Genomic DNA, 19,612 nt, shown 5'->3' on the forward strand with positions numbered 1-19,612 from the left:
ATAAATAGTGGCAATCAGTGAACAAGAATACCACGAACTCGAAAGATTAGCGGCAAAGATTCGTTTAGATACCCTTTGCAGCATCAAGAAAATGGGGCAAGGTCATCTGGGCGGTTCCTTTTCAATTGTTGAATTATTAGCCGTTTTGTACGGCAAACAGCTGCGGGTCAATCCACAAGATCCACAGTGGGCGGATCGTGACCGACTCGTTTTATCAAAAGGACATGCTGGCGCCGCACTGTACAGTGCATTAGCAAATACGGGCTATTTTGATCGGTCGTGGTTATGGACGATCAATGAGGGCGGCACGAGACTGCCTTCCCATCCGGATCGCTGGAAAACGCCGGGGGTTGATGCCACCACAGGTTCACTGGGGCAGGGGACTTCCATGGCTGCCGGGATCGCGACGGGTCTGCGCTTGGCAGGGAAGGACAATTTTGTTTATTTGATCGTCGGGGACGGCGAACTAAATGAAGGACAGTGCTGGGAAGCCTTCCAATACATTGCCCACTTCAAACTGAATCACTGTATCGTCATTATTGATGACAATAAAAAACAGCTAGATGGGCCAACCAAAGACATTCTTGATCCCTTTGACATCCAGCAGAAGATGACTGCATTTGGCTTTTATACAGAAAAAGTTCCAGGAGCAGACATGCAAGCCATTGATGAGGCAATCGAGCGCTGCAAAGCGATCGAAGACCAAGCGGTTTGCATTGTCTTGGACAGCGTGAAAGGACAAGGCGTTCCTTTCTTTGAAGAATTAGATGCCAATCACTCCGTGAAGTTTACCACGGATGAAATCAATCAAGCGGCAGAAGCGGCAATCAAAGAGTTGACGATAAAAATCGAAGGAGGACGCTAAGGCATGTTTACATTAAGCAAAACCACTGCTGCTGGTAAAGAGCTGCGAACATGTGTCGTTGACACATTGGTGGAACTCATGGATGAAAATAACCAGCTAGTTGCGTTGGATGCCGACCTTGGCTCTGCCAGCGGCTGGACAGCGATTGCCAACAAACATCCCCAACGCTTTATCAACATGGGGATCGCGGAAGCCAATATGGTTGGCGTTGCGGCTGGCTTGAGTTTAACTGGCTATACACCTTTTATCCACACCTTTGGGCCATTTGCGACGCGTCGGGTATTCGATCAGTTGTTTATTTCTGGCGGCTATGGCGGCAATACGATCAATATTTACGGTTCTGATCCAGGGTTTGCAGTCGGGCACAACGGCGGCACCCATACGACATGGGAAGATGTGGCTTTGATGCGAATGATTCCCCAGTCGATCGTCTGCGATGCAGCGGATGAAGTCCAAATGGCATGGATCATAAACACCTTTAGCCAATTATCCGGCATTCATTACGTACGAGGCAATCGGAAAGCGGTTCCGACGATTTATGAAAAAGGCTCGACCTTTGAACTAGGAAAAGGCAATGTTTTAAGACCAGGCGATGAACTGTTGTTGATTGCCTGCGGCCAATTGGTTTCTGAAACACTGCAAGTGGCAGAAGAATTAGCAGAAGTAGGAATCAGCTGTGAAGTGATCGATATGTTTACCATCAAACCGATCGATAAAGAAATGATCATCCGTGAAGTTCAGGGGAAACGGCAAGTCATCACCATCGAAAATCATTCTATCACCGGTGGACTAGGGAGTGCCGTCGCCGAAGTGCTTGCTGAAACTGGCAGTACTGTCCCTTTAAAGCGCATTGGTGTCAATGAACGATTTGGCCAAGTCGGCACACCCGACTTCCTGCAAAAAGAATATGGCTTAGATGCTGCTTCAATCAAGCAGCAAATCGTCGAGGGGAAGGTCAGGGGATAGAAAAAAGAAGCATCAACGAATCAATGGTTGGTGCTTCCTTCTCATTTATTTCAGGACTTGCAAAAAACGTCAAACAACGCGTCAGTTCTGCTGTTTGACGTTTTTTTATGAACTACGACAAAAACCAGCGCCGTAACTTTTCTGCTTCGGTTAATGGGAAGTAGAACAGCTTACTTTCGGTGAAGGTATCTTCGGTTTTGATGGTCAACTGTGACTTGCCCAGACCTTTTTTGTGCTGCCAATAGGTAGTGGTGACGGTGAAATCTTGGATTTTATTTTTCTTCAGATAAGCGGTCACCTTTGTTAAGCCGCGAATCGTTTGACACAACAATACATGGTTATCTAAAAATTGATACCCTTGTATTTTGCCCCGCCAGATGCTTGATAACACGAAGGAGCCAAAGAACACGAAGAAAATCAGCGCTAACCACCAGAAAAAGAAGGCGGAGATTCCTACAACAAGCAGCCCGATAAGCAGTGGCCAACGGCAAAAGTACCAAAAGTTGGGTCGCGGATTTTTCACTAGAGCGGTTTGTTGAAACGACCATTCAGGTAAAAAGCGGGCCAATGTTTCGGTCAGCTGCGCCTCTTTCAAAATGGGGAACAGATAGACCGTATCATCGCTTTCTGAAGAACTGCCAGCAGCCAGCAGTAACTTGACGGAGCTTAGATGAAAGATTCGGCGATAAAGATTTTGTTCGACACTTAGCCCTTGGATCCTAGCGAGGGGAATCGTTTGGTGTCGTTTAGAAAACAAGCCTTGCGTGATCAGCAGCTGTTGTTGGTTCGTTTCCACCGTAAAGCCATAATAGCGGAAAAGATTTCTAGCAATCGCAAGAAAGAAAAACAAAATTAACAGCCCCAGCAAAAGCGCAGCACCAAATAAAAGGCCGAGTTGTTGCAATTCCGATGCATAGGTAAAGAGATTGGGAATGTTGTCGATCACGTTGTAGCCGATGACTAGAACCAAGGTGAAAACAGAAAAATCAGTGATAGAAAACAAGAAAATCTCCTTGAATTTCAAAGTGAATGTTTCTAACGGCGGATTTGCTGTTTCCTCACCCGAAAAAACAGTAGCGTAATTATTGGTTGGTTCTTCTCCACTAGCTGCTTGGGCAGTCGGCTCTTGTGGTGTCGCAGCCGCTTTTTTTGACGCTTCGATGGAGGCAATGAGAGCCAGCGGCAACGCTGGGAAAAGAATTTCGGCTTCGCCACTCGAACTTGCGGCGCTTTCCAATTTCACTTCAGCTAATTTAAATGGACGTAAATAAAAGTAATGATTCTCTTGAATGGTTTGGATGCGTTCAAATGGCAAAATCGTTTGTTTTTGGATAAAGAGTCCTTTGTTGACTAGTACACTCGTTTGATCGATTTGAAAGGTAAAGCGGGCGTAAGACAGTACCGCAAAAATCAGACACACCAGTAAAAATAGCAGAATGCCGCCCAGAATCATCGGCAAAGAAGGGACGTCGTTGAATAATTTGAATACAAGCAGAAACGCTAGTACCAGAAAATTTTTGCAATTTTTGAACCAGTAAAGGCCAATGCACAGCAACGGCAGTCGTTGTTTTTCATAGATCATCTTTGACCACCTCGACTAAAGTCATAATGGTTTCTCGCAAGCGTTCGGCTTGCGCCACTGGTAGGCCTTCAATGGTGTGGTTGGTGGCAGCCGTATGAATCTGTAAGGAGACTAAGGAGTATTTTCGCAAAAAGATCCCTTGGTCTGTTTCGATATGCTGAATTCGGCGGATCGGAATATACGTGGTGCTGCGAAATAGATAGCCGTGTTGAATGGCGATATCATTTTCTTGAATCTCGTAGCGATGGAATGTGTAACGGTAGCTCATCAGCACAAAAGAAAGCAGATGGCTGATCAAAGTCAGCGCCAATAAGCTTGACCAAAGGGCGATCACCCAGAAATGCAGCCAGTTTTGCGTGGCTAGAAACCAAAAAGAAGCAGCGAAAATCAGGCTGAAAATAATCAGTGACGTAATCCTTCGCAACCGCCAAACACGAATGATGGTTTGAGGCATTTGTTCATTTAATAAGGGATAATTCAAGGGAAACATCCTCTCTACATAGAAATAAATAGGGTTACCCACAAATATAGTGGAGATAGAAGAAAAAAACAAGCTTAGAAATTAAAAATAGTTAATTGTGATTTAAATAGTGTAGCTCTATCGAACAAAAAGAAAAAGCCGCTTTTAGCTAACCAATGAGTATGGGGTTGTTCGTCATGAAAAAAGGCAAGTAGGCTATTGACTCTCCCTCAAGAGGAGACAGTATGCTTTAGTAGAAAGGGGCGATTGCTGTGAAAAAAATGATTGAGGTTGCCGAGCTATCTAAGAAAATCAACGGTCGGAAAATTATTGATCAACTTACCTTCACCGTAAAAAAAGGCGAGGTGTTCGGCTTATTAGGACCAAATGGAGCAGGAAAAACAACAACGATTGAAACAATTTTAGGTATCAAAACACCAGAGGAAGGTTCTGTCAAAATTCTCGGATCAGATCCTCAAAAAAAGCGACGTGAGGTATTTGAAAAAGTGGGGGTACAGCTTCAATCTTCAAGTTATCAGAACAATATTCGCGTCGGAGAATTGTGCAAAGAGATGACGCTCTTGTATCGACAGCCTCAAGACTATCAAGAGCTTTTGCGTTTGTTTCAGCTGGAACCATTCGAATCGCAATTCATCGACAAACTTTCTGGTGGGGAAAAACAAAAGCTTTCAATTGTACTCGCCTTGATCCCGAATCCCGAGGTGATTTTTTTGGATGAATTAACAACGGGACTGGATACAAAAGCACGGAGAAGTGTCTGGCAAACGCTCCTCAAACTAAAAGAAGCGCAAATGACGATTCTATTGACGACCCACTATATGGAGGAGGCGGAGATTCTTTGTGATCGGCTATGCATCATCGCTCATGGGGGCAAGGTAGTTGAAGGCAGTACGAAGGAGCTGTTAAAACGAAGCGGTCAGCAAAAACTCGAAGAGGCATATCTTTGGTTTGTAGGGAGGAGATAGAATGAGCAAAGTAATGAGACTAGCAAAAATTGAAGGAAAGATAGCGTTACGAGGAATTGATGGGATCGTCTTTGGTATTGGCATGCCGCTGGTCGTCCTGCTTTTGACGAATATGATCGGTGGAGAGAAAGTGATTGGTGCTGCTTCTTATACATTTCAAGAGGGCAGTTTTGCTTCGCTGCTGGTGGTGGGGATTTGCGCAACAGCCTTTATGGGGATTCCGTTAACTATCTGTGATTATCGAGACAAAAAGATTTTGAAACACTTTTTTGTTACCCCAGCTTCTCCAGTTCATCTGATTGCAGCTCAAGTGGTAGTAGCTGCAGCGACTGCACTACTCTCAGCGATAGGTGTCGCATTCGTGTCGGTGGTATTTCTCGACTATCAAATGAAAGGCAGCTGGATAGGATTGATAGCTAGCTATTTTTTCGTTATGATTGCCATGTATAGCCTAGGACTATTGATTGCTAGTTTGTGTAAAAATATCAAGATTGCCAATCTCGTTTGCACAGTGGTTTATTTTCCGATGTTGTTTCTTTCTGGGGCAGTGATTCCCTTTGAGCTATTTCCAGAAGGTGTGCAAAAAGTCGCTAGTGTTCTGCCATTGACACAAGGTGTTAAATTGTTAAAGAGTGTGAGTCTCGATCAACCAATCGGTGACCCTCGATTCATTCTTTTTCTATTGACAGTGGTGACGATCGTGGGATTTGGTTTGGCAGTTAAGCTTTTCCGTTGGGAATAACAGGAAACGGAGGAAAGAGTTATGACACAAGAATGTGAAAAAACACCAGATAAGCTGTATCGAATCGGCATGTTTTCTAAAATGAATCAAGTGACGATAAAAACACTGCGTTATTATGATGAGGTGGGGCTGCTTAAGCCCCATTTTATCGATCCAGATAATGGGTATCGCTATTATATCTCTAGTCAGTTGGCACCATTGCATCGGTTATTAGCTTTACGCAGAATGGGGTATAACATCGATGAAATCAAACAAGTGCAAGCAGGAGAAAGCGAAAGGCGAATACTGCATCGCAAGAGACAGCAACTGATGAGAGAGATCACGGAACGGATGGCGATGCTCACGCAGATCGAAGGGTATTTGCAACAGGAAGAAGCCAATTACCAAATGATCGTTAAACGTTTGCCAGCGGTTATCGTCGCTTCAATGAGAATGGTCGTGCCAAGCTTCGATCGGTTGTTTTCTATCATCCCAGAAATGGGGCTGCAGATGGAAACAGCTGGTTGCGTCTGCGCATTGCCCGAATATTGCTTTACTATCTATCATGACAACGAGTACAAAGAAGAAAACATTGATGTGGAAGTTTGCGAAGCGGTCACAGAAATGAAAGATAATCAAGGGAATTTGACCTTCAAGCAGATAGAAGAAGTACCAGAGGCAGTTTGCACGGTCCATAAAGGAGCCTACACTGAGTTTCCGAAAGCCTATGCTGCGGTGATCCAGTTTGCTGAAAATAACGGCTATCGAATCACAGGGCCTTTTCGTGAAAGCTATATTGATGGTATTTGGAATAAAGAAAGTGAAGAGGAATGGCTGACTGAGATCCAGCTTCCTGTTGAAAAAATCAGCAGGTGAAGGGAAGCAAAAAATCAGCGTTCTTGCAAAATTTCTACTCCGTAAGGCGTGAATTTCGGCAAGACCATCTTTTAATCGAGTGTCTACAGTCAATTCCCATTGACAAATCGACTGGCGCCTTCTAAACTAAAGGCAGAAAAACAAGAGAAAAAGGTGATGGCTCCGGTCTATCTGCTGTTATTCCTTCGTTAACAGGGGTAGGACTGGAAAAGAGTAAATAAAATCAATTTCATAGGCAAAAAATTGACTGCATGCAGTTTTATTTGAAGTGCCTATCATTGATTTTATTTTACTCTTCGCTTTTTGATCTTCATCGTTTGAAGGTTGACCGCAGAGTGAAATCTGCGGTCTTTTTTGTTTTTCAATTATTTTGAAAGGGGAAAATAAGATGTACCAAGAATTGAGAAAGGCAATCGAGCGGCCACCGCTCTATAAAAAAATGGCAGAGGCGTTTTGGGACGATGCGTATATTTCCAAGCAAATGTTAAAGGCTCATTTGGATCCTGATTTTGAGGGAGCTAGTAGAAAGGTTGACTTTATCAACGAATCCGTTCGATGGATCAGTCGCCTTGTTCCGCCAGAAAAACAGACGCAACTTCTTGATATCGGCTGCGGACCAGGGATCTACGCGGAAAAATTTGCAGCGCTGGGCTATGAAGTGACAGGCGTTGATTACTCCAGAAGATCCCTTACCTATGCGAGAGATTCTGCGAATAAGCGGGAACTAAATATTACCTATCTATTTGATAACTATTTGGAGATGGCATTGCCTCAGCAATTTGATTTTATTACCTTGATTTATTGCGACTATGGTGCCTTAAATCCAGAGGAACGCAAACTACTGCTAAAAAATGTGCTGGCGCATCTAAAACCGGGTGGCAAATTTTTGTTCGATGTATTTACGATTGAACAGTTTTTAACGCTTAATGAAGAGCAGACCTGGGAAAGTCACGAATCAGAAGGGTTTTGGCGGGGGGAGCCCCATCTTGTGCTATATCAACGATGGAAATATCCTGATCACGTCTTGCTGGAGCAAACAACGATTTTAGCAGAAGGTGAGACCACAAATTATTACTTATGGACGACCTATTTTACAAAAGATGCATTGCTGAGGGAAGTTCAGGCTGCAGGCTTTGATATCTGTGAGGTATTTGGCGATGCTAAAGGCAGTCCTTATAGCGAAGAAGATTCAACAATGGCGATACTTTTGAAGAAGCCACAACTGAAAGAGTAGTTTTCTGTAAATAGAAACAAAAAGAAACGATGATTTTTCGTCGTTTCTTTTTGTTTGGCTCGGAACTGATCGATCAATTTTTTCGTACTAATGATCGGGCCTATTCAACACTACTCATTCAGCGAAACGTCGAACCATCGTAATATCTGTTTCCAAATAGCCCATTTTTTTGTATAGCTGATACGCAGATTGATTATGGGCAAAAACGTGCAAGCCGATCTCAGTGATGCCTTGCTGGATCGCCCACTTTTCCAAAGCTTGTAACGCTTTGGTTCCATAGCCTTTTCCTCGCTGGTCTTCCTCGATGATAAAGTCATAGATGAAGGCTTTCTGGGCAGCTGTGTTGATCCAAATCACCCCGATCGGTTCACTAAAATCAGCTGCAAATAAAGAAAACAAGTGATTGTTTTCAGTGGCAGTCCCTTGAGGAAGTAAAGAAGCAAAGCTTTCTTTGGCGAGGGAGAGGGCCTCGTCTTTGGCCCATGTGCCTGCTTGGATTTTGTCATTGGCGTATTCGAAAACAGCATTGGCTAAGTAGGCAGCGTAGTCGCTGTCTTTCATTGGTATTAAGTTCATCTATTTCTCCTTTCGTCCTTTTGGATTCTCCCTATCTTGCAGAATGATTGCAGTAAGGGTAAATGGGGACGTTTGATTGGTAACTATTTGTTCCCCCTTCAGTTGAAGGTCTCTGACAACGGGTCTCGTCGTTGAAACAAAAACAGGTCATCCGGTGCAAACTGGTGGCGTGCATCGCAAGTATAGCCCCGCAACCAGTCACAACCATCGATGCGGCGAACGTAGAATCCTTTGGGGAAATCGTCGGTTTTCTCCAAAGGCATAGAAGCGATCGTGATTGCGGCAGCTGGCGCTTTTCCTTGGGATTTCAGTCCGGTGCTATTTGCCAGTTGATGATAGCTGAGGCGAAAGTGTAAGGCCATTTCCAATGTACAATCGGTCAGTCCATAAGAAGGTGCAGCTGCAAAAATCTCCGTCAACGAGCCGCCTTGGGGGAGTCCCAGTTCTTTAAGGGGAACAATCACACAAGTAGTACGCTGTTTATCGGCACTGAGGGAGAGGTGGGGATGGCGCAAGAGCTGGTTGGCATACGCGTTTAAGTGAATCTGCTGTTCTTCCAACTGCTGGCAAAGGCGGGCTAGCGAAACCCCGCCATAGTCTACGATCACTTCTTTCAAATCAAACACTCCTTTCAATAGGGATCCATTTCTTGAAAAATCAGTTCGCACCCTCGTTCTCAGTCAAATTGGCATAAATCGCAGCAACTTCTTCTTGGTAACGATTCTTTAATCGAGGGGGACTTAAAATGCGTAGGCTTTTTCCAAAAGAGAACAAATAGGGCACTACCCAGCTTTCCTCGGGCAAATCAACGGTAACCACAGCAGTGCCTTCCTCCGTCAAAGTAATATCCTGATGATCGAACTCATCATATACCCGATAAAGAACGTCGGCTTGAAAGAATAGACGCGCAGGATAGGTGGTAACAGTCAATTCAATGGCAGAATCAGGCGCAGTGACCGGAAAAAAATGCTGTTCAGTGACGTGGACCTGACTCATGCGGCTGATTTTAAATGTCCGAAAGGCATTCTTTTGCTGGTCGAAGGCTTGCAGATACCATGCTTGCGAACGAAAAAGCAGTTTGTAAGGCTGACAGACGCGTTTTTGCGGTCCCTGTTTACTGATATAGTCAAAGGTGATCACGTGGTTCGTTAAAATACTCTTTTTTAATAAATCAAACGTGTCGTTGCCGTTTTCTCGCCGATGCCAAGTGGAAAAATCAACTTCTAGCCAGTCTGCATCGTTTTGCTGGAATAAGGATTGCAGTTTTGCCAATGATTCTCCGCTGATCTGTGGCGTCAGCTGGCGAATCCCTTTCAACGCCAAAAGCAGGTTTTTCCGTTCTTCCTCTGATAATAACACTTTATCCAACACAAAACTGCTTAACAAATAGACGCCGCCATTTCGACCCGTTTCGGTATAGATGGGTACGCCAATACTGCTTAGGGTATTGATATCTCTGGTGATGGTGCGAGTCGAGACTTCAAATTGTTTGGCTAATTCAGAAGTGGTTGCTTTTTCATGATTCAACAGGTGGTAGATAAGGCCGAACAGGCGTGTCGTGCTCACTGGGGTTACTCCTTTTATAAAAAGATGATAAAACACTGACAGAAGGTGTCTAGGTTTCTATCGTATCATAAAGACAAAGAAGGAGGAACTCCAATGAAATTTTCGATAATGGCAACGGAAAGAACCAATAATTTTACTGATCCAGCGATTCAAGCAAAAATCATTGGCTTATGGGAGAAAAACAGCGAGGCGGTCAAGAAAGCCGCAGAAAAAGGAACGGTCATCGCTTGCGTTTACCACGAGTATGAGTCAAACTATCAAGGAGACTATGCCGTTTCGCTTTGTTTCGAAGAAACGGAGCAAGCAGACTTTGACACAGAAAAATATACTTGGAAAAAGTATCCGGTCGATCGGCGCGATGCGCAGGGCATTCTGACTACTTGGCGTCAAGTCTGGTCAGAGGAAGAAAACCAGCAGTTGCAGCGCAGGTATTCCTTTGATTTCGAACAGTATGCGCCAGACGGCGAAGTAACGATTTTTATCGCCATTGAAGAAAGCGACAAAGAGTAACCATTTTCCTGAATAGGAGGACAGTCAATGAGACAGTACGAAAGCAAAGCAGACTTGATCCAAGAGATCACAGAACGTTACCAAAAATTTCGCCAAGAATTTGTTGAAATTCCCGAAGCGTTACGAAATCAGCGAACAGCTGGGGTCGATAAGACGCCTTCAGAAAACTTGTCTTACCAAATCGGCTGGGTCAGTTTGTTATTGTCATGGGAAGCACAGGAACAACAAGGGATGAGCGTTCACACACCTGCTGAAGGGTATAAATGGAACAACCTTGGCGGATTGTATCAATCCTTTTATCAGACATATGGCAGTTTGACCTTAGCACAGCAGCAAGAGCTCTTAGACCAAAAAGTGACGGCCCTTTGCCAGTGGATCGAGGGCTTATCCGATCAGGAATTGTTTGAAGCAGGGCAACGGGATTGGGCAACCACCAAAGCACAGTGGCCAGTCTATAAATGGATCCATATCAATACAGTAGCACCCTTTACCAATTTCCGAACGAAAATCCGAAAATGGAAAAAGGAAGCACTGCATTGATCAATAGAGAAATGAATGAATCGAACAGGAAAATCACACCCTTTTCATAGTGTGATTTTTTGCTGTACATAAAAAAACGGTTTATTGAGAAACAATGGCAAAGAAGCGCCAGCGACTTGCTATCAATTGTGAGAGACTGAAAATCGTGCTATGATGGCGTTAATCAGAGCAAGGAGGAAAAAGCTGATGTGTGGTGGCATTATTTCCCAAAAAATTGCCTAAGCCCATGTAGATCAAGACCAGCAAAAAACGATTTACATGGGAGGAACAAATGATGAAAGAAAACAAATATGATGACCAAACGTTTTTTACTAAATACAGTGAAATGACTCGTTCACAAAAAGGCCTGCAAGGAGCTGGAGAATGGCAGACGCTAAAACAAATGTTGCCGGATTTTAAAAAGAAGCAGGTGCTTGATCTAGGTTGTGGGTATGGATGGCATTGCCAATATGCTGTAGACCATGGAGCGGCAGCAGTACTAGGAACTGACATTTCTCAACGGATGCTTGAGGAGGCTAAGAAAAGGAACCCTGATCCGAAAATAACGTATCAATGTGTCGCAATGGAAGAAGTGACACTTCCTCCAGCCACAATAGACGTTGTTTTAAGTTCATTGGCGTTTCACTATGTGGCAACGTTCGAAACATTGATCAAAAGCATATCGGTCTGGCTGAAACCTGGTGGTGTACTCGTATTTTCGGTGGAGCATCCGGTTTATACTGCGGAAGGATCGCAAGATTGGCAGTATGATAGGCAGGGGGGAATCCAGCATTTCCCAGTCGATCATTACTATTATGAAGGCAAGCGGCAAGCGCAATTTTTAGGTGAAACGGTGACGAAATACCATCGTACCCTGACAACCTATTTAATGACCTTATTGCAAAACGGCTTCATTTTAGAAAAAGTGATTGAGCCGCAGCCGCCAGAAGAATTACTGGAAGTACCGGGAATGAAAGACGAAATGCGCCGACCAATGATGCTGCTAATAGCTGCTAGAAAAAGCTGACTTAAAGAATTGTTAAACAGTTGATCTGTGAAGATCAGCTGTTTTTTTGTTTTGTGTCATCGTAAGAAACAACCGAGGAAGCCTGTGATCGCTTGATGTGTAGTGGGTTGAGTTAACAAAATAAACTGTTATTTTAATTCCTAAAGTGACGCGAAGGTGACAAAAATGAAACGCCATTACTTAAAAGGGTATGCTATATTTTAGACAGTACTTGTTTTTTTACGGAAAAAAGCCGATAGATGATGGCGTAACTTACGCAATCGCCGCCAATTGGTTTTATAGAAAAAACGCAAAATCATTCCCAAGTCCGATGCACGTTTGCTGAATATTCAGCAAACGAAAAGTAAATGACTATGATTAGAAAGGGTGAGGATCATCGAAAACAACCAAACCATTGGCTTAACGTCAGGGGAAGTCAAGGCGCGGGTGCAGCGCGGTCAAGTCAATAAGACAAAAAAGGATACGACGAATACGTACCCGAAAATCCTGTTTACCAATATCTTTACCTTTTTCAATTTAATCAACTGTGTCCTATTCTTTCTCGTCTGTTTGACGGGTTCTTATCAAAACGGTTTGTTCGTCTTTGTTGTCTTCAGCAATGTGATCATCAATCTCTTTCAAGAAGTTCGTTCCAAACGAACGCTAGATAAGCTGGCACTGCTAAAAGTTGCCAAAGCCGATGTTTATCGGGATGGTAAGCTGGAGAATTTGCCGATCCACAAACTCGTAATGGATGATGTGTTACGACTGAAAAGCGGGGATCAAGTGCCGACGGATGCCAAAGTCATTCAAGGATCTTTAGAAGTCAATGAATCCTTGCTGACTGGTGAAATGGATACAATCCACAAACAGCCGGCAGACGAGTTGTTTTCTGGCAGTTTTATCACTGCTGGTGAAGCGTTGTGCCAAGTGATCCACGTAGGCGCTGATAACTATATCGCAAAAATCAACAAAGAAGCCAAGACCATCAAACGACAAAAATACTTGATCCAAGGCAGTTTGAATAAAATCATTCGTTGGATCAGCTTGATTTTGGTACCGTTATGTACCCTCTTGTTTGTCAAACAGTTCTATTTCTCTCATGCGACTTTCAACACCGCCATCTTACGGACGGTGGCGGCAGCTGTGGGAATGTTCCCCGAAGGTTTGTTTTTATTGACGAGTGTCACGTTGACCATCAGTGCCGTCTATCTGGCGCGCAAAAAAGTGATGGTGCAGGAATTGAACTGCATTGATGCCTTGGCACGGGTCGATGTTCTTTGCTTAGATAAAACGGGCACGATCACCGAAGGCAAGATGACGGTGGAAAAGACGATTTCCTTTCATTCAGAAACACCGTTGGCAGAAATCACTGGTAACTTAATGGCGCAGCTACCCGATCAGAACCCAACGGCAATGGCGCTGCGAACCTTTTTCCCAGAAAAAAAGACGTACCAGATGCAGCAAGTCGTCCCCTTTTCATCTGACCGCAAATTCAGTTGCGTCACGTTTGAAGGGCAAGGCACTTATTTCATCGGAGCTGCGTCGATTTTACTGGGAACCAACCATGAAGCTGTCTTAAAACAGGAAAGACAGCTGGCAGAAGAAGGCTACCGGGTGATCGTTTTGGCGCACAGTGCGCAAGGCTATGAGGAGGCAGGACTGCCGACGGATATTGAACCGTTAGGATTTTATTTACTGTCAGACACGATCCGTGAAGATGCCAAAGAGACCTTGGAGTATTTTCGTTCACAAGCAATCCAATGCAAGATCATCTCTGGCGATGATCCAGTGACAGTCAGTCAAATCGCGAAAAAAGTCAATCTACCAGGGGCTGCTGATTTTATCGATGTATCAAAATTAACTGCAGCCGAATTAAAAGAAGCTGTCAGCAACTATCAGATTTTTGGTCGAGTGACGCCGCAACAAAAGAAAGAAATGGTACTCTACTTGAAAGAACAAGGGCATACTGTCGCGATGACTGGCGATGGCGTCAATGATGTTTTGGCGCTGAAAGAAGCCGACTGCTCCATCGCGATGGCTTCCGGTGTCGATGCTGCGCGCCAAGTATCAAATTTGGTGCTTTTGGAAAATCAATTCGATGCTTTGCCCTCGGTCATGGATGAAGGCCGCCGAGTAATCAATAACATTACTCGCTCAGGTTCATTGGTGTTAGTGCAAGTCTTATTCTCCATCATGATCACTATGGGGACGTTGTTATCAGGAACGACATATCCTTTTGAGCCGATCCAATTAACGATCATCAATGCCTGCTTTGTCGGCATTCCGACCTTCTTTTTAAACTTTGAACCAGACTTCAATCGGATCAAAGGGGACTTTATGACAACGATTTTCAAAAATGCTTTTCCAACAGCATTGACGATTACGGTAGGAACTCTGCTGATCATCAACTTTGGCTATTGGTTCAACAGTAGCAGCAAAGCTCTATCGATCATGAGCATTATTTTTACCGCTTGGAACTATCGCTTGATCCAGAAAAAAGTCTATCCAGCTATCAACAGCTATCGAACGATGATTTTTTTCAGCACCCAGATCTTGTACTTTGCTGCCTTGATCGTCGGTCGTGACCTCTTTAACCTAGGCAATACCAGCTATCTCAACCTCATTCTCTTGATTGCCTTGTTGAATTTTTCCGCCTATATGCAACGCTTTGCGGATAAGGGAATCGAGTTACTGATGCGAAGGTATACGAAGAAACGAGCACTGCAGAAAGTGCAAAACTAATAGAATAAGCCTGAAATGAGTGTTATCCATCATTTCAGGCTTATTTTTTAGCAAAAGAAGCTTTAAGCAATCATATGATTAAGACTGTACTTGTGAAAGGGAATCCTTGTCTAGGGGAGCTTGATTCAATGCGCGTTTGCCGATATTGGTTACTAAGATGATCAGACTGAGGATCACGCAAGCAATTCCACCGAATAAGAAGGCTTGTTCACCCGGATTAATCGTTAACCAACTTAGGATGATAGGCGAGAAAATACCGCCCAGTGAGTTCAAAAATTGGAACACGGACATAGCAATTGCAATCTCAAAAGGCCTTGCTTTCAATGAGATATAGTAAGGAATGGTAGCCATAACCATAGCCATAGCAAATCCTGAGAGAATAGCACCGATCGACATGGTCAGTACCGTTGAAGAAAAACGGCTGATCAGAAACGTCAAAGCTAACGATAGAAATCCTAATGCAAGTGTTTTATCTTTTGTCACGCGATTGATGTATTTCAAACTGAAGCCGGCAATGAACCCACCGACTGTTCCAATTGCATTGACTAATCCAGTCGTACTTGTACCGCCAATTTCTTTATGGTTGATCAAAATAGAGAGATTACTTGGATAAATTGTGTAAATAAATGACATGAAGAATGCGAGTCCTGCAATAACAAAAATCAGTTTACTCATTGATTTTAAAACATCAATGGGGGCTGAGGTTGACTGGTTCTTTTTGTCAGTTGCAGTTTGTTTGGGAATTTTATCCATAGGCAGATTCACTAGTAACAATAAGAAAACCAGGATCGTTATTAGAAAAATATAGTAGGTATTTTGCCAATTTGAGGCACCTAACAAACCGCCACCCAGCATCATTACAACGGAGCCTAACGAAGTAATTGCTGTTCCGATACCCATTAAGCCGGCTCGTTCTTCTCCTTCAAAGTACTCTGAGAGCAACATAGGACTGAGTGTATTCATAAACCCAATCCCAATGCCCAAAATAAGCGCAAACCCCAATAGGAGATTGATGCTTGAATGAAAGAAGATAGGGACTAATCCCCCAATAGCTGTTAAAAGGATTCCGAAGAGAGCTAAGATTTTTTTGGGGCATTTCATCGCTAATACTCCTACGAATAATGTGGTAATCAAAGATCCTAAACTAGGGATCGTACCGATCATTTGGATCTTTGCAATCGGCTCATTAGGAAAATCAGCAATAATGGCACTGTAAGCATTAGTCACAACTAAGGCACTCATACTCATAAAACTCAGACTAATGATGCCGATTTTTAACCTCAATTTACTCATATATTTTCTCTCCTTTAATCGTTAAATGATGTTTTCCAGATGTTAAAACTTTTGTGGTCTCTCCATATTGGAAGATTGCTTTCGTATTTTGTGGCACACTTAAATGGAATTGGTCATTGCTCCGTTCGATTTCAATGTCACCGTATGCGGTTGTATAATTCAAGTGATAGCTTGAGATCGCGGTTTGCTCAAGCGGTGAAATTGTAAAAGAAGTAAAACCGGGTTCTGTTACTTGCAATCCTGCCAAACGTCTCACTAGCCAATCCCCAACACAACCAAATGCATAGTGGTTGAAAGAAAAATCACAGACTGTACCATCAGGTTGAATCGATGCCCATGACTCCCAAATCGTGGTTGCCCCATGATTGACTTCGTAAAGCCAAGAAGGACATTCCTCTTGTAGTAAGAGCTTCAGTGCCAATTCTTGATAGCCATAATCACAAAGAACGTCAAGGAGATAAGGGATGGATAAAAAGCCAGTGTCTAAGCAATAATTGTTTGCAATAATCAGCTCGGTTAGCCTTGCTGCTGCAGCTTTTGACGCTGTTTCGTCTAAAAGATCAAACGCCAGTGCGATCACATAGCTTCCTTGAAAATCAGCGGTAAGGTGATCATCGCGCCAGTAATATTTCTGAAAAGCTGCTTTTACTTTATTACTAAAATCACTCCAATTTTCTTCCTCTTCATCCAGTAGCTGGCTGATTTGAGCAAAAAGTTGAGATGAATGTGCTAGAAAAGCCGTACCGAAAAGGTCTTTCGTGACGAATGCTGTTTCCATCGGACCTTTAGCGTCCTCACCGATCATGAAGCTAGGAAACATCCAGTCACCAAAATGAAACTTTGTATCCCATAAATACTGTTTGTCATCCGTCTTGTCCCCAGCGGCGCTTTTTCGACTAAAGGAGAGCCAGCGCTTCATGGCTTGATAATTTTCGACTAAAATCTCTAACTTGCCGTACCGTTGATACAATGTCCAAGGAAGTAAAACGATTGCGTCGCCCCAACCAGCAGAAGACAAAGAACCAGTAAGTGACTCTCCTTCAAAATAATCTCGGGGGGCAGGGGTATAGTCGACGATTTGTCCATCTGCTTGTTGCTCCAAGCGGACATTGTCTAGCCACCGCCCTAAGAAGTCATAAACATCCATAAAGAATGTTGCTGTTGGACCGAACACTTGAATGTCACCTGTCCAGCCGACCCGTTCCCGTTGTGGACAATCTGTCGGAATCGATAGCATATTCCCTTTTTGACTCCATTGAATATTTTCGATCAGCTGATTTACTTTTGGATTGGATGTAGTAAAAGAGCCGGTTGTTTTCATATCAGAGTAAATGGCGTATGCCCAAACAGACTGTTTATCTGGCAGGACGTCAAGCCCGTCAATTTTGATGTAGCGAAATCCGTGAAAGGTAAAGTCAGGCTCTAGCCAGGCTTCACGGCCATTGCCAATAAACACATCTTTTTGGTCTTTGTTTCTACCAACGATATTATTGAAAAAATGACCCTCCCGATCGAGCACTTCGCTATGCTCAATGGTGATTTCCTGTCCATCAGCCAATGGAATCTGTAACTGGACGCGACCTGCGATCACTTGGCCGAAGTCTACGATCACTGCGTCTTTTTCCCACCAAATACCCTTTGCTGCAAGCTTTTCTTGGCGTTTGACTTGCGGTCCTCTTTGAGGAGTCAAATGGTCGAAGCCATAATCTGCTTTTGACACTTTCGTAAATCCAGTTAGGTCAAAATCGGTTTCCCAGTTTTCCTTTTCTAAACGTAAGTCTTGTTTTTCACCAATGAAAAGATCACTGTAGACGTATTTGCCGTGGCTGCTAAAAAAATCTTCGTCGGTCACAATGATTTCATGCGTACCGTCGGTATAGTGGATTTCGATTTCTCCTAAGATACCTAGTCGATCACCGAATTGAGCACTGCCGCCACTGACACTGACCCTGCCGGCGTACCAGCCATCAGCTAACGTTACCGACCAAACATTTTTTTCTTTTAACAAGTGAGTCACATCGTAGGTCTGATATTGAAGATACTGCGTGTAAGAGGTATAATCTGGCGCAAATAATGCTTCTGACACCGCTTGTCCATTGATTTTTGCTTGATAGATGCCGTGTGCCGTCATCGTAAGGGATGCTTGTTTGATAGACTTGTTTTCAATAGTGAATATTTTTTTCAAATAATGTGGTGGGAGTAACCTTTCTTCGGGGGGATCCTGCACAACTTTTTTTCCTGAAAACATATCCGCCAAACTGAATGGTGGTTCTTTTCGAGTTGGCTCTTGCTGCGGTTCGATCCAAGTCGCTTGCCAATTTTTTGTCATAAACGGTCCTTCTTTCTTTCAAAATTTGCCCTAAATGAAGCTTGCAATTCTTTTAATGGCTTGTTAGTATTACTACTAAGTTTTTGATACCTAAATTGTAAGCGCTATTCTTTTTTGTGTCTTAGCTATTATTGCCAACCCGATTAGTAAAAAAAGACATTGGAGGATTTCACAATGGCGACACTAACGATTCTTGAAAAAGCATTAAAAGAGGTTTATTTGGCTTGCCCAGAATTAGAACTCCAGGTACCGTTTCATGACAAAGTCATTCCCAAAAATTTAGCTTCTAGCAAACGACTGATCCTAGAACAAATTTTCGCGGAATTCAGACCAGAACTCTCGGAGCACTACTTGATCGAAGAAAATGCTGACATTCAAGTGATCAAACACATTCGCTATCTACCAGCAAATTATCATGCACATGAATTTTTCGAGATGATCTATGTGGTAAAAGGTAGATGTTATAATTTTTTTGAAAATCAGACCTATGAATTGAAGGAAGGGGACATTGTAGTAATTGCACCACGGACGATCCACGCAATCAGTGGATTTTCAGATGGCTTGGAAGCAGTCAATATTTTAATTCGCAAGAGCACCTTCAACGCTTCTTTCTTTGGGTTATTAGAGGATAAAGATATTTTGTCGCACTTCTTCCTGAATGCGCTTTATGAAAACAGCAAGCGATTTCTTTATTTTCATACACTCCCCACAGCAGGGCTGACGGACGACATTCTATTAATGACAGAAGAGATCAACAAAACGGATGGCTATTCTCAAAGAATGCTGAAGAACATTCTCGATACCTTTTTTATCAAGCTTTTAAGAGGGTTTCAAACCAATCAAGTCAGCCTAGATACTGAAGCAGGAGAGGAGTCAGAAACAATCGATATGCTTCAATATTTGCAGACTCATTTTGCGGAAGTCTCTATTGTCGATTTAACCAACAAGTTCAATTATAGTCAGCGGCAAATTGCGCGTATTCTAAAAAATAAAACGGGAAAAACTTTTTCTCAGTTAGTATTGGAGATGAGAATCAGCAAAGCAAAAGTCTATTTAAGACAAACCAGCTTACCTATCCAAGAGATTGCTGAGCTCGTCGGCTATGGGGATTTGAGTAATTTTTATCGCTATTTTTTTAAAGTAACGGGCAGTTCACCAAAGCAGTTTAGAGAAATGAATTGAGCGTTTATCAAAGAGAACTGCTCTTCTAGAAATGTTGAGCAGTTTTTTCGTATGCTATGTAGTAGTTAAAGAAAAAATAATGTGGCAATAGTCTTGCTATGAAACTCGTTTCATACCGTACAATCAACCAAGGGACCTTTTCAGAAAATTTATCGAAAGTGAATCAGTAAATTTTCTATGGTAGACTTAGGTCAAT

Annotated in this window: 18 protein-coding genes; 11 read left to right on the top strand and 7 right to left on the bottom strand. The window is 43.1% G+C overall.

The genetic code is table 11. The features are described from left to right. Positions 1-7: 7 nt before the first annotated feature. Both IGK63_RS02660 and IGK63_RS02665 read left to right on the top strand, forming a co-directional pair. On the top strand, positions 8-865 hold the full coding sequence (locus IGK63_RS02660) for a transketolase (RefSeq protein ID WP_008377922.1): 858 nt from the start codon (positions 8-10) through the stop codon (positions 863-865). A gap of 3 nt (positions 866-868) precedes the next feature. Continuing rightward, a complete protein-coding gene (locus IGK63_RS02665) occupies positions 869-1,831 on the top strand; it encodes a transketolase family protein (protein WP_016611325.1) in 963 nt (320 codons plus the stop codon). Between the two features lie 112 nt (positions 1,832-1,943). Here the strand turns inward: IGK63_RS02665 and IGK63_RS02670 are convergent, their stop codons facing one another. Both IGK63_RS02670 and IGK63_RS02675 read right to left on the bottom strand, forming a co-directional pair. Beyond that, a complete protein-coding gene (locus IGK63_RS02670; RefSeq protein ID WP_016611324.1) occupies positions 1,944-3,413 on the bottom strand; it encodes a PH domain-containing protein in 1,470 nt (489 codons plus the stop codon). Further along, positions 3,403-3,894 carry a PH domain-containing protein gene (locus tag IGK63_RS02675; RefSeq protein WP_034871900.1) on the bottom strand — a complete coding sequence of 164 codons (492 nt, stop codon included), beginning with the start codon at positions 3,892-3,894 and terminating at the stop codon, positions 3,403-3,405. The genes IGK63_RS02670 and IGK63_RS02675 overlap by 11 nt, the downstream gene beginning before the upstream one ends. 251 nt (positions 3,895-4,145) lie before the next feature. On the opposite strand from IGK63_RS02675, the gene IGK63_RS02680 reads away from it, so the two are divergent. The 4 genes from IGK63_RS02680 (at position 4,146) to IGK63_RS02695 (ending at position 7,690) form a co-directional block, all read left to right on the top strand. Next, complete coding sequence (locus tag IGK63_RS02680; RefSeq protein ID WP_034871898.1) at positions 4,146-4,859, top strand: ABC transporter ATP-binding protein; 714 nt, start codon at positions 4,146-4,148, stop codon at positions 4,857-4,859. Position 4,860: 1 nt separating this feature from the next. Beyond that, a complete protein-coding gene (locus IGK63_RS02685; protein ID WP_016611321.1) occupies positions 4,861-5,601 on the top strand; it encodes an ABC transporter permease in 741 nt (246 codons plus the stop codon). Positions 5,602-5,622: 21 nt separating this feature from the next. Next, on the top strand, positions 5,623-6,456 hold the full coding sequence (locus IGK63_RS02690) for a MerR family transcriptional regulator (protein ID WP_016611320.1): 834 nt from the start codon (positions 5,623-5,625) through the stop codon (positions 6,454-6,456). 388 nt (positions 6,457-6,844) lie between these two features. Next, a complete protein-coding gene (locus tag IGK63_RS02695) occupies positions 6,845-7,690 on the top strand; it encodes a class I SAM-dependent methyltransferase (RefSeq protein ID WP_016611319.1) in 846 nt (281 codons plus the stop codon). 114 nt (positions 7,691-7,804) lie between these two features. On the opposite strand, the gene IGK63_RS02700 is transcribed toward IGK63_RS02695, so the two are convergent. The 3 genes from IGK63_RS02700 to IGK63_RS02710 all read right to left on the bottom strand — a co-directional run bounded on the left by IGK63_RS02700 (position 7,805) and on the right by IGK63_RS02710 (position 9,832). Further along, positions 7,805-8,266 carry a GNAT family N-acetyltransferase gene (locus IGK63_RS02700; protein WP_008377933.1) on the bottom strand — a complete coding sequence of 154 codons (462 nt, stop codon included), beginning with the start codon at positions 8,264-8,266 and terminating at the stop codon, positions 7,805-7,807. A gap of 98 nt (positions 8,267-8,364) precedes the next feature. Next, entirely contained in the window at positions 8,365-8,934 is a 570-nt protein-coding gene (locus IGK63_RS02705; protein WP_016611318.1) for a hypothetical protein, read from the bottom strand. Further along, positions 8,924-9,832: a helix-turn-helix transcriptional regulator gene (locus tag IGK63_RS02710; RefSeq protein ID WP_034871895.1), complete on the bottom strand. Its 909-nt coding sequence runs from the start codon at positions 9,830-9,832 to the stop codon at positions 8,924-8,926. The genes IGK63_RS02705 and IGK63_RS02710 overlap by 11 nt, the downstream gene beginning before the upstream one ends. A 93-nt stretch (positions 9,833-9,925) precedes the next feature. Here IGK63_RS02710 and IGK63_RS02715 point away from each other — a divergent pair, with 93 nt between their 5' ends. The 4 genes from IGK63_RS02715 (at position 9,926) to IGK63_RS02730 (ending at position 14,612) form a co-directional block, all read left to right on the top strand. Next, on the top strand, positions 9,926-10,342 hold the full coding sequence (locus IGK63_RS02715; protein WP_016611315.1) for an effector binding domain-containing protein: 417 nt from the start codon (positions 9,926-9,928) through the stop codon (positions 10,340-10,342). Positions 10,343-10,369: 27 nt separating this feature from the next. Beyond that, positions 10,370-10,882 carry a ClbS/DfsB family four-helix bundle protein gene (locus IGK63_RS02720; protein ID WP_005232023.1) on the top strand — a complete coding sequence of 171 codons (513 nt, stop codon included), beginning with the start codon at positions 10,370-10,372 and terminating at the stop codon, positions 10,880-10,882. Between the two features lie 274 nt (positions 10,883-11,156). Beyond that, complete coding sequence (locus IGK63_RS02725; RefSeq protein WP_034871894.1) at positions 11,157-11,888, top strand: class I SAM-dependent methyltransferase; 732 nt, start codon at positions 11,157-11,159, stop codon at positions 11,886-11,888. A 366-nt stretch (positions 11,889-12,254) separates the two neighbouring features. Next, positions 12,255-14,612: an HAD-IC family P-type ATPase gene (locus tag IGK63_RS02730; RefSeq protein WP_429972429.1), complete on the top strand. Its 2,358-nt coding sequence runs from the start codon at positions 12,255-12,257 to the stop codon at positions 14,610-14,612. 78 nt (positions 14,613-14,690) lie between these two features. Here IGK63_RS02730 and IGK63_RS02735 read toward each other — a convergent pair whose 3' ends face one another. Continuing rightward, positions 14,691-15,905 (bottom strand): MFS transporter, encoded by a 1,215-nt coding sequence (locus IGK63_RS02735; protein ID WP_016611311.1) that lies wholly within the window; start codon positions 15,903-15,905, stop codon positions 14,691-14,693. Continuing rightward, entirely contained in the window at positions 15,898-18,234 is a 2,337-nt protein-coding gene (locus IGK63_RS02740; RefSeq protein ID WP_016611310.1) for an alpha-L-rhamnosidase, read from the bottom strand. The genes IGK63_RS02735 and IGK63_RS02740 overlap by 8 nt, the downstream gene beginning before the upstream one ends. A gap of 174 nt (positions 18,235-18,408) precedes the next feature. Here IGK63_RS02740 and IGK63_RS02745 point away from each other — a divergent pair, with 174 nt between their 5' ends. Beyond that, positions 18,409-19,416, top strand: coding sequence for an AraC family transcriptional regulator (locus IGK63_RS02745; protein ID WP_016611309.1), 1,008 nt, complete (start codon positions 18,409-18,411; stop codon positions 19,414-19,416). Positions 19,417-19,612 lie beyond the last annotated feature (196 nt).

Source organism: Enterococcus sp. AZ040 (genome assembly GCF_050499185.1).
Classification (GTDB): domain Bacteria; phylum Bacillota; class Bacilli; order Lactobacillales; family Enterococcaceae; genus Enterococcus_D; species Enterococcus_D entomosocium.